Genomic DNA, 10,643 nt, shown 5'->3' on the forward strand with positions numbered 1-10,643 from the left:
CGCGAGCACCAGCACCCCGTCCACCAGCCCCACCCAGAACGCCAGTTCCAGCACGCTCCACCCCGGCGCTCCGGAGAACGTCGCCCCCGGCTCCGGCCAGCCAATCCCTCGCAGCACGTGGGCCACCACCGCCGTCACGCCCGCGGTCAGCAGCACCCTCGGGTCCCGATAGAAGCTCAGGAGCGCCAGCGAGCCGAAGACGTGGAAGTGTGTCTCCAGCCGCGCGCCCGACAGATGCACGAGCAGCACGGACCACAACACCTGCGTCACCGCCATCACCTGCCGCGTCACCACCGCGCCCGGCCGCACCAGTGCCAGCGTCACCGGGATGATGCACAGCGGCCCGCCCAGGAGCAGCGCCACCCACAGCGGCTCCGGACTGGGGCGCAGCCTCCAGTCCCACGGGTGCGCGGACGTCACCACTGCCAGGGCGAGCGCGAAGAGCCACTGCCCCCCCATCAGCCAGATGCACAGCCCATCCGCCCGCCTTCGCACCGCGCTCAAGTACTCCGACAACAGCCACCGCACGCGCGACTCCAGCGCCGCGTCCAGCAGCTTGGAATCCTGTCGCCCGGGCTCCGCCGCCAGCGGCGTGGGACGCATGACCTCCAGCGTGCCCAGATGACTCGCCAACGCCCGTCCCGCGAGCGCATCCGCTTCTTGGTTCTTCGACATCCTCAGGCTCACCCCGGCCGTGCTGGCCCCTCAGGATCCGCCCCATACTAACGCGCCGCGCATATCCAGCAATGCAGTTCTTTCCGCTTTAACCGGTTGTGGCGTCGCCAACACCTGTCCCGGCCTCGTGGGCGGCGGGGCGCTGCGGGCTCCAATGGCAGGCGTTGTACCTGGGTACAATTCCAAAGCCAGACGCGATGACATCCGGTCAATCCGGCTTTAAATCGAGTTGCAGGAAGCCGCCCTGGACATATCATCGCGGCGTGGTGATGGCGGAGGACGCGGCCCACGCAGGCCGGAGCCTGCTCTGGCCCGGGCCGGTGGACTCCCCGACGGCTGGCGTTGGATTGAAGGCCTCGCTCCGCCCCCGGGGGGGTGGGCGGAGCGAGGCCCGCGGTATCCCTTCAGCTCAGCGTGCGGCGTGCACCAGCAGCTTGCGCAAGAGCGGCTCCAGCAGCTCGCGCCCCCGCAGCGCCGAACGCCACCGCTCCGGAATGGCCCGCGCGCCCAGCAGCACTCCCGCGACGCCGCCCGCCACCGCCGCCGTGGTGTCGGTGTCATTGCCCAGTCGCACCGCGGCGCGGACCACCTGCTCGTAGCCGCCGCCGGCCGCCACGCAGTCGCGCGCTGAACGCAGACAGTCCACCACATACCCGGAGCCGCGACCGGGCGTGTCCTCGGCGCCGCGCGGAAGGACGGCATCGTCCAGCTCCGTGCGGGCCTCGGTGCCCTCGGGATGCAGCGCCCGGAAGGCCTCCAGCGCGGCGTCCCAGGGACGGTCCAAGCCCTCCAGCGCGCGGCGGGCCCAGAGGCAGTACAGCGCGCAGCACACCCGCGAGCGAAGGTGGCCATGCGTCACCAGGGACTGGAGCATGGCGTCGGAGGCGAGTTCCGCGTCAGTCCCGCGATGCCACAGCGCGAGCGGCAGCACGCGCATGAGCGAGCCATTGCCGTTGTCCTGCTGACCCGAAGGTCCGGAGCTCGTCCCCGGCACTCCGGCGCGGAACATGGACAGGGCCCGGTCCGTCTGGATGCCCACGTCGAAGACCTGACCATCCACCGCGAGGTAACCCCATTCCCGCCAGTTCACCAGGCGCCGGCCCAGGTCCTCCAGGTCCAGCCGCCCCTGGTAGAGCAACGAGTCCAACAGGCACAGCGCGTGGGCGCCATCGTCGGACCAGGTCCCGGGGGGAACGTCGGGGTGGGAGCGACCAAAGCCCGCGGGGGGCTCGAACTCAATCGCGTCCGCCGAGGGAATCCTCTCCGACGGGTGGAACTCGTAAGGCACGCCCAGGGCGTCTCCCACCAACAGCCCCAGCAGCCCTCCCTCGATTCGCTCCTCGCGCGTCACCACGAACCCCCTCCAGTCCTTCGCCCAGCGTCCGGGACTGGACGCTGGCGCCCACGCCCGCCCGCCGTCAAGCCGGCACGGCGCGGAGGCGGCAAGGGGTCTTCCGGGAGCAGGCGTGCAACGGCCCCCCTGCCCGAGCACGCCGCCAGGGTGATGTTCCCCAGCAAGGCGGTCCGCACTTTCGTCCCCTGAAGAGTCGTTCGCTCCGGAGCCCCCGGCGCCATGCAGGCGATGAGCGACTCCCCGCACCGGGCCAACTGGTGCCGAACCACGGAGGAGGCATTCGCATGGCTTTCAACCTCATCGACATGGTGCGTGAGCGTTTCACGGGCAACGTGATGCAGCAGATGGGTTCCGCGATGGGCGAGGACCCCAGCACACTGGGCAAGGCCTTGCCCGGTGCCATCGCCGCGGTAGGCGGGAGCGTGGCTGAGCGAGGCTCCACGGAAGCAGGCGCCCAGCGGCTGATGTCCCAGCTCAACGAAGGCGGCTTCACGGGGCCCAACGCGGGCAAGGAAGACATCCTCTCCGCGGACACCGAGGAGAAGGGACAGGGCATGCTCAGTGGCCTGTTTGGAGACAAGCTGGGCAGCATCACCAGTGCGCTCGGTCGCTCCAGCGGGTTCAGCAACAGCAAGTCCGCGGGCGGGATGATGGCCCTGGTGGCTCCCGTCATCATGGGCGTCATCGGCAAGCACGTGCGTGACAACCGCATGGGCGCCGCGGGGCTGGGACAGCTCCTGGGCAGCCAGAAGTCGCTGCTGTCGTCCGCGCTGCCCGCGGGGCTGGGCAGCATCCTGGGCATCGGTGGCGCCGCCGCGGCGGTGGGGCCCCGCGTCGTCGAGGAGGTCCACGAGACGCGCGCCATCCCCACCGTGGAGACGGTGCGGCGGCAGCAGCCCATCGAACGGGCGCCGGTTCACCACGCGGAGCCCAAGAAGAGAAACCTCTCCTGGGTCATCCCGGTGGCGCTGCTCGCGCTGCTGGCGGGCTGGTTCCTCACGCGCGGACGCCGCAGTGAGCCCCGGCGCGAGCAGGCGGCCGTCACGGAGCCCGCGCGGCCCCAGGCGCAGCCGCAGCCACAGCAGCGCCCGACGGACACCGGCGTGGGTGGCGGCGGCACGGCGGGCACCACGCCGCCGGTGGCCCGGGATGCACAGGGCATGCGGCAGGCCATCGACAGCGGCGCGCGCAGCTTCATCCTGGCGGGCGTGGCCTTCGAGGAAGGCTCCGCGACGCTGACGCCGCAGAGCGACGCGAGCGTGGGGCAGCTGGCCTCGGTGCTGCGTGAGAAGCCCAACTCGCGCGTGCGCATCACCGGCCACACGGATGCCACGGGTGATGCGACCGTCAACAGCCAGCTGGCGAAGCGTCGGGCGGAGGCGGTGCGCTCCGCGCTCGTCGATGATGGCATCTCCGCCAATCGCGTGGACGTCGCCGCTGTGGGTGCCGCGCAGCCCCTGGCGCCCAACACCACCACGGAGGGTCGCGACATGAACCGCCGCATCGAGGTCCAGGTGCTGAGCCGCTGAGTCCTCGGACGTCCCCGGTCCGCCGGGCGCGTCGTCAGACACGAGCACGGGTCGGGCCTCCGCGTGGAAGAACACGTGGGGGCCCGACGCGTCATGTCGTCGACGACGGACAGCGAGCTCGCCCTCCCGCGTCATCCCACGGCACATCGCGCCGTGGCCCGCAGGGGGCTCGGCCTGCGACGTGTGAACACACCGTGCGTTCATTCCATGAGTGGGACGCAACGACCAGAAGCCGCCACATCCCGCATGCCTGGCGGTCCGCGCTGTGAATTGGCCATCACCTCGCGGCGCGGTGGGGATGAGCCTTCTGTCCCAGCCCCTCGTCTGGAAGGTGCCTGCAACTGTCCCCACTGAGACAGCACACACCGACCCGCGTCGCACCCGGCCGGGCTTTTCAGAGTACTCGGATTGCCTCACTTTCAGGAGCGAGTCCGGGGGCCGCGCGCCTCCTGACTCAACTTCCATGTCGGGGGGGAGCCCATGACAGTGATTGCGTTCCGGAGCAGGGAAAGAGAAGTCATCGACCCTGGGTGCGAGCTGGAACGGCGACTGGGACTGACGGCGAGCGAAGACAGGGCCCGGGGCATGTTCTTCCTGGGCGTGTTGGATGTGGTGCGCCGCGAATCAGGAGAGACGGCGGCGGCCCGCTGCCTGGCGGCCTCCGGCGAGCGGCGCTTCGTCCCCTTCTTCCTCTATCCAGTCAGCGCCTTCCTCCGGATGTCTTTCGCGGCGGCGGAAGTCCTCGCGCCCAGACTCGGCGGCTTCGAGACGGCGATGCGCATCATCGGCGCGCAGGCGACCCATGACTTCCTCGACTCGGTGGTGGGCCGCAGCTTCCTGATGCTCGCCGCGGGAGATCCGCGTCGACTCATCAACAATCTTCCGTCTGGCTATCGCACCGCCGTCACCTATGGCGAACGCCATGTCACCTGGACGGGCGCGCACGAGGGCTGCTTCAACGTGTTCAGGGACTTCATGCCGCACACCTACCATGAGGGGGTGTTGCTGGCGGTGTTGCAGGCCGTGGGGACGCGCGTCGCCAGGGTCCGCGGACGGCCCTTGAGCCTGCTGGACTGCGAATACGTCATGTCCTGGGCGTAGGAAACGCCGCCATGCCGTCATCAGGGGCGGCGGATGTGAAGTGTCGCTCAACTCCTCCCGAGGAGGGCGTGGGTTTCCCAGACAAGCGGCGTACGACCATGACATGGACGCGAGCACGCACAGGGACGAGGGTCTGGAGATGGGCGAGGAGCGCGGCGGGGTCGACCCCCTCACGGAGCTCGCGAGAAGACTGGCGTTGACCACGTCGCGCGACAAGGCGCGAGGCATGTTCTTCCTGGGCGTGCTGGACGTGGTGCGCCGCGTGGCCGGAGAGGCGGCCCGGGCCCGGTGCCTCACCACCTCCAAGGAGCGCCGCTTCGTCCCCTTCTTCCTCTACCCCATCAATGACTTCCTCCGGTTGTCGTACTGCGCCGCCGGGCTGCTCGCGCCCAGACTCGGCGGCTTCGACAGGGCCCTGGAGACGATGGGGGCGCAGGCCACGCGGGACTTCCTCGCGTCGGCGCTGGGAAGGACGCTGCTGACCGCGGCCAATGGCTCACCCCGCCGGCTCGTCGAACACCTGCCGTGGGGGTACTCCGCGTCCGTCAGCTACGGTGAGCGGCACGTGTCGTGGGAGAGCGAGCGCAAGGGCTGTCTCCACATGCGGCGCGACTTCATGCCTCCTCCGTATCACCAGGGGGTGTTGCTCGCCGTATTGCAGACCCTCGGCGCCAGGGACGTGCGCGTCGAGGGTCATGAGCCACGGCTGCTGGACTGCGACTACGCCCTGGCCTGGGAATGAGTCACGCCGTCCGCGTCACTCGTTCTGGCTGATGTAGTGGATGATGGCGGCGTAGAACCCCAGCTCGTCGAACAGGTCCGGGCCGAAGCCGACGACGTCCAGGTGGTCCTGGTCCAGGACGCTGGACAGCGACGTCATCTGCGCGCTGCCGGGCGCGTTGAGGTCCGTGACGGGCCCCAGCGAGCCGTCCACGGTGATGGTGTCCAGCCCGAGCGGCGCGTCCGTGTAGCGCAGCCGAGGCCCCATCTGCTGGGAGTTGATGCCAACCACGCCGTCGTCATCGCGCTCGTTGCGCACGCCGTCGCCCTGCCCCGCCGCGCCGTCGTTGTCACAGTCGTCGACGCAGAACCCGTCCCCGTCGATGTCATAGAACGCCAGGCGCACCAGGAAGAACGCGGGATTGACCTCCAGCCCTGCCTGCGCGGTGAGCAGCGACGCATAGTGGGAGGCATAACGCGCGTCCATGGGGTTGGCCGCGTTGAAGGCCTTCATGCCCGTGACGATGCCGTCCGTGGCGTCCGCGTCGTTGTAGATGAGCTGCTTGACGGCGGCGATGCCGTCGTTGCCCGGCTTGTAGATGATGTCGCCGAAGATGTTCGCCAGCGCGGAGGCAACGGACGTCACCCCGGGCCCCAGGTCCAACACATACTTCGCCACCGGCGAGCCCCGGTGCGGCGAGGACACACTCACGATGACGTCCACCACGGCGCGGCCCTGCCGCTCGAAGAGCACCTTTGCGGCCTTGCGCGCGTCGATGCCGCCCTGCGAGTGGCCGACGATGTTCACCCGCGTCGCGCCCGTGGTCGCCAGCACGCCCTCGATATCGGACGCCAGGTCCAGCCCACGCACCTCCGAGGACTGGAAGGCCTGCACCTGCGCGCCGAACGCCCGCTGTCCCGAGTCCAGGTAGGGGTTGCAGCTCAATTCCAGCAATTCGTCACACGCATCCCCCACGAAGTTGCCCAGCTCGTCCCCGAAGTAATCAAAGCCCAGCAGGTCGTCATAGCCGGACAGGCCATGCGCGAAGACTACCGGATGAAGCGTGCGCCGCGCCTGCTGTGCCCAGGCGACGCCCTCCCCTCCCATCCACCAGGCGCAGACGAGCGCCAACCCTGTCTGAATCCCTCTCATGTCGCTCACTCCTCACCCACGCCTGCTCGCGTGGGCCCTCAGCGCCTCTGCGGGCAGCCCCGCCACCCGCACGGCTCGTGTCCGGCCCGTTCCCTCTGGCCAGCACCCACCGACGAACAACGTGCGACGCGAGACAACCGGGCAGTCAGGCCCGGCGAAGGACTCGTCGGAGAGCGTCTGCCTTTACTAGCGATGACGCGGCTCCCCGGGGCGGCCAATTCCAGGAGCGTCGTGAAACACACACGTCAGCGCCCCAAAGACTGTCAATAGGAGGAAGGGACAAGACTCCGGATGGCCGCCTCGAGCGTGTTGCGGATGAGCATGGCGATGGTCATGGGCCCGACGCCGCCGGGCACGGGGGTGATGAAGGACGCGCGCTCGGAGGCGGCGGCGAACTCCACGTCACCCACCAGCTTGTTGTCCTCCTCCTTGCGGTTCATCCCCACGTCGATGACCACCGCGCCCGGCTTTATCCACGCGCCCTTCACCAGCTCCCGCACGCCCACCGCCACGACGAGGATGTCCGCCCGCGACACCTCGCTCGGCAGGTCGCTCTTGCTGTGGCAGACGGTGACTGTGGCGTTGCGCTGCAGGAGCATCAGCGCCATCGGCTTGCCCACGATGTTGCTGCGGCCCACGACGACAGCCCGCTTGCCAGAGGGCTCGCAGCCAATCTCCTCCAACAGCCGCATGACGCCCAGGGGCGTGCAGGGCCGGGTCGCCGCGCGGCCCAGTAGCAGGCTGCCCGCGTTCATCGGGTGGAAGCCGTCCGCGTCCTTCTCCGGCCGCACCGCGGAGATGATGACGTCCGCGTCGATGTGCCGGGGCAGGGGCAGCTGCACCAGGATGCCGTGCACCGCGGGGTCCTCGTTGAGCCGGTGCACCAGCGCCAGGAGCTCGTCCTGCGACACCGTGGAGTCCCGGTGGTGCTCCCAGGAGTGGAAGCCCACCTCCTCGGCGGCCTTCTTCTTTCCGGTGACATACGTCTTGGACGCGGGGTCTTCCCCCACCCGCACCACGGCAAGTCCGGGGACGAGGCCCCGCTCCACCTTGAGCCGATCCACCTCCGCCTTCACCTCGGCTCGCACCCGCGCCGCCACTGCCTTGCCGTCGATCAACTGGGCCATAGCGCGGCCCACTCTATGAGAGACTCCCTTCCCGGTAGGGAGGGAAACCGCGGCCATGGGCTCAGGAAAAGTGCTCGGGGTGATGATAGGTCTCTGTGTCGGGCTGCTCATCGGCAGTCCGTGGGCCATTGTCCTGCTTGGGGCAGTGGGTGGCTTCGTCGGACACCGGTTCGACGAGATGAACGCCCTGCCCGCCGAGTCCCCCGACGCCCTCGCCGACTTCCCCCCCGTCGTGCCCTCCGCGTTCGCGGGACGGGGCGGGCCCCGCGACGCCGCGTCCGTGCAGGAGGAGGCCGACGCGCACCTCACGCGCAGCCTCTGTGCCCTCTTCGTGGAGGTCGCTCGCGCCGACGGTGAAGTCCGCCGCGAGGAGGTCCGGGAGATTCGCCGCTACTTCGAGGAGGTCCTCAAGTACGGCCCGGACTCGCTCGAGTTCGTCCGAGGGCGCCTCAAGGACTTCATCTCCGTCCCGCCCGACCTCGATGACGCCGTGGCGGCCTGCCAGGAGGCGCTCCCTTCCAGCGAGCGGCGCCGGCTCCTGGACGCGCTCTTCGAGCTGTCTCTCGTGGACGGCTCCCTGCAGCGCTCCGAGCGCGAGGTGCTCAGCCGGGTGGGCGACGGCCTGAAGCTCTCCGCCGAGGAGCAGCACGCCATCGCCGCGCTGCACCTGGGTGACAGCTCGGCCCACTACGAGGTACTCGGGCTGACGCCCGACGCCACGGACTCCGAGGTAAAGAGCGCCTTCCGGCGGCTCGCCGCGGAGCTCCACCCGGACAAACATGCCCACCTGAAGGGCGAGGACGCCGAAGAGGTCGCCCGCCACTTCCAGGAAGTCCGCGACGCCTACGAGGAAATCCGGCGCCTGCGCGGGATGTAGCCCCCGGTTACATCCCGCCATCGCCCACGACGAGGTCTTCTCCCGCCATGAGCTCGCAGAAAAAATCCCCTCCGAAGAAGAAGGACGAGGCGTTCCACAACAACCCCTTCAAGGGCGCCATCAAGTCCATCCAGGACCAGGAGAAGAAGGAGGCCCAGGCCCGCGCCGCCTCCGAGGCGGAGAAGCGCAAGCCCGCGGCCGCCCCCGTGCGCGCCAAGGCGAAGCCGACCCGAGAGAGCGCCGAGGACGACGCCGCCCTCTTCTATTCCGCCATGGACGGCGTGGCGCAAATCACGAATCGGGGCGAGGCGCCCAAGTCCAACCCGCGCCTGCCGGAGCTCATCGACGAGAACGCGGAGGCGCTCGCGCAGCTCTCCGAGCTGGTCGCCGGCCAGGGAGACTTCGACATCTCCTCCGGCGCGGACGAGTTCCTGGAGGGCACCAGCCCCGGCGTGGACCGCAACCTGCTGCGCGCCCTGCGCCGCGGAGACTTCTCCATCCAGGGCCAGTTGGACCTGCACGGCAAGACGCAGCCCGAGGCGAAGGCGGCGCTGGAGCGTTTCCTCTCCGACAGCCGCCGCGCCCGCCACCGGTGCGTGCTCATCGTCCACGGACGCGGTTTGCACTCCAAGGACCAGATGCCCGTCTTGAAGGAGCTGATGAAGTCGTGGCTGTCACAGAAACGGATTGGCGGACTGGTGCTGGCGTTCGCCACCGCACGTCCGCAAGACGGAGGAACGGGGGCTGTCTACGTCCTGCTGAGACGGTGACAGCCGTATCCTTTACGCGCGCCCGGCACTGTGCATACATACCGCCATGGCACGTGAACTGATCGACCTGCACATCCACGTGGGCGGCTCGGTGGCCCCCCACATCCTCTGGTCCATCGCCCATCAGCAAGGCTTCAAGCTCCCAGTCAAGACGTACTTCGACTTCGTGGAGCTCATCACCTCCCGTCCGGGCAAGGTGGGGAGCCTGGACGACTACCTGAAGATCCTCCACACCTGGACGGAGAAGATTCAGTCGTCGCCCAGCGCGATTGAGCGCTCCGTCTACGAAATCATCGGCAAGGAGTACCGGGGCAGCCGGGTGACGCAGATTGAGCTGCGCTTCAATCCCATGAAGCGCAACCTGCACTCCGAGCTGGACCTGGACCACATCATCCACGCGGCGCTGCGCGGCATGGACCGGGCGGTGCTCGAGTACGGCGTGAAGGTGGGCTTCATCTTCTGTCTGGCCCGTGAGTTCGACCATCGGCTCAACAGCATCCTGGTGGACAAGGCCATCAAGTACCGCACGCGCGGCGTGTACGGCATTGACCTGGCCGGCACGGAGACCAACGCCATGGAGCTCAAGCCGGAGGTCGTCGCGCAGTACGAGGACCTCTTCGCCCGGGCGCGGCGCGCGGGGCTCAAGTGCACGGTGCACACCGGCGAGACGCGGGGCACGGGCGCCGAGGGCGTCATGTCCGTGGTGGAGAAGCTCAAGCCGCACCGCATCGGCCACGGCATCCGCGCGGCCTATGACGAGAACGCGATGAAGGTGCTGCGCGAGAACGACATCGTGCTGGAGCTGTGCCCGACGTCGAACCTGCACACCAAGGCGGTCGAGGGCGTGGAGGAGCTGCGCCACATCATCCGCACCTTCTGGGACCGCAAGGTGAAGTTCACCATCAACACCGACGGCCCCTACCTGCTCGAGACGGACATGCGCCGGGAAATCGAGCTGGTGGAGAACAACGGCATCCTCACGCCGGAGCAGGTGGACCAGACGCTCGCCTGGGCCCGCCAGGCGTCGTTCATCCCCGCCTGAGCCCGCGCATGTACGGACTGACTCGCTCGCTGCTCTTCCGACTCCCGGCGGAGCCCGCGCACCGGCTGGGCCTCTTCGGGTTGAGGGAGCTGGGGCATTCCCAGGAGCTGTGCCAGTCCCTGCGGGGACGGGCCCTGCGGGGCGGCACCGAAGCGCTGGCCGTGGAGGTGGCGGGCCTGCGCTTCGCCCACCCCGTGGCCCTGGCCGCGGGCCTGGACAAGGACGCGGAGGCGGTGGACGGCCTGTTCGCCTGCGGCTTCTCCGCCGTGGAGATTGGCACCCTCACCCCCGTCTC

The 10,643-nt window shown here is 69.1% G+C and carries 9 protein-coding genes and 2 pseudogenes; 7 read left to right on the forward strand and 4 right to left on the reverse strand.

Annotated features, from left to right (window positions below):
• Window positions 1–675 (reverse strand): annotated as a pseudogene (locus tag FJV41_RS44660) (sensor histidine kinase); the annotation flags it as partial.
• A 409-nt stretch (window positions 676–1,084) separates the two neighbouring features.
• Window positions 1,085–2,029, reverse strand: coding sequence for an ADP-ribosylglycohydrolase family protein (locus tag FJV41_RS44665; RefSeq protein ID WP_141648745.1), 945 nt, complete (start codon window positions 2,027–2,029; stop codon window positions 1,085–1,087).
• Between the two features lie 284 nt (window positions 2,030–2,313).
• Here FJV41_RS44665 and FJV41_RS44670 point away from each other — a divergent pair, with 284 nt between their 5' ends.
• The 3 genes from FJV41_RS44670 to FJV41_RS44680 all read left to right on the forward strand — a co-directional run bounded on the left by FJV41_RS44670 (window position 2,314) and on the right by FJV41_RS44680 (window position 5,401).
• Entirely contained in the window at window positions 2,314–3,558 is a 1,245-nt protein-coding gene (locus tag FJV41_RS44670) for an OmpA family protein (protein WP_141648746.1), read from the forward strand.
• 480 nt (window positions 3,559–4,038) lie between these two features.
• On the forward strand, window positions 4,039–4,659 hold the full coding sequence (locus FJV41_RS44675) for a TIGR02265 family protein (RefSeq protein ID WP_141648747.1): 621 nt from the start codon (window positions 4,039–4,041) through the stop codon (window positions 4,657–4,659).
• A gap of 103 nt (window positions 4,660–4,762) precedes the next feature.
• Entirely contained in the window at window positions 4,763–5,401 is a 639-nt protein-coding gene (locus tag FJV41_RS44680) for a TIGR02265 family protein (protein ID WP_141648748.1), read from the forward strand.
• A gap of 15 nt (window positions 5,402–5,416) precedes the next feature.
• Here the strand turns inward: FJV41_RS44680 and FJV41_RS44685 are convergent, their stop codons facing one another.
• Window positions 5,417–6,532: an esterase/lipase family protein gene (locus tag FJV41_RS44685; protein WP_141648749.1), complete on the reverse strand. Its 1,116-nt coding sequence runs from the start codon at window positions 6,530–6,532 to the stop codon at window positions 5,417–5,419.
• A gap of 263 nt (window positions 6,533–6,795) precedes the next feature.
• On the reverse strand, window positions 6,796–7,659 hold the full coding sequence (folD, locus tag FJV41_RS44690) for a bifunctional methylenetetrahydrofolate dehydrogenase/methenyltetrahydrofolate cyclohydrolase FolD (RefSeq protein ID WP_141648750.1): 864 nt from the start codon (window positions 7,657–7,659) through the stop codon (window positions 6,796–6,798).
• Between the two features lie 55 nt (window positions 7,660–7,714).
• On the opposite strand from folD, the gene FJV41_RS44695 reads away from it, so the two are divergent.
• From FJV41_RS44695 to FJV41_RS44710, 4 genes and pseudogenes are all read left to right on the forward strand, one after another.
• Entirely contained in the window at window positions 7,715–8,536 is an 822-nt protein-coding gene (locus FJV41_RS44695; RefSeq protein ID WP_141648751.1) for a TerB family tellurite resistance protein, read from the forward strand.
• A gap of 47 nt (window positions 8,537–8,583) precedes the next feature.
• Window positions 8,584–9,306 (forward strand): Smr/MutS family protein, encoded by a 723-nt coding sequence (locus tag FJV41_RS44700; RefSeq protein ID WP_141648752.1) that lies wholly within the window; start codon window positions 8,584–8,586, stop codon window positions 9,304–9,306.
• 46 nt (window positions 9,307–9,352) lie between these two features.
• A complete protein-coding gene (locus FJV41_RS44705; protein ID WP_141648753.1) occupies window positions 9,353–10,348 on the forward strand; it encodes an amidohydrolase family protein in 996 nt (331 codons plus the stop codon).
• An 8-nt stretch (window positions 10,349–10,356) separates the two neighbouring features.
• A pseudogene (locus FJV41_RS44710) lies at window positions 10,357–10,643 on the forward strand (quinone-dependent dihydroorotate dehydrogenase); the annotation flags it as partial.

The sequence above is a fragment of the Myxococcus llanfairpwllgwyngyllgogerychwyrndrobwllllantysiliogogogochensis genome (genome assembly GCF_006636215.1).
In the GTDB taxonomy this organism is placed as follows: Bacteria; Myxococcota; Myxococcia; order Myxococcales; family Myxococcaceae; genus Myxococcus; species Myxococcus llanfairpwllgwyngyllgogerychwyrndrobwllllantysiliogogogochensis.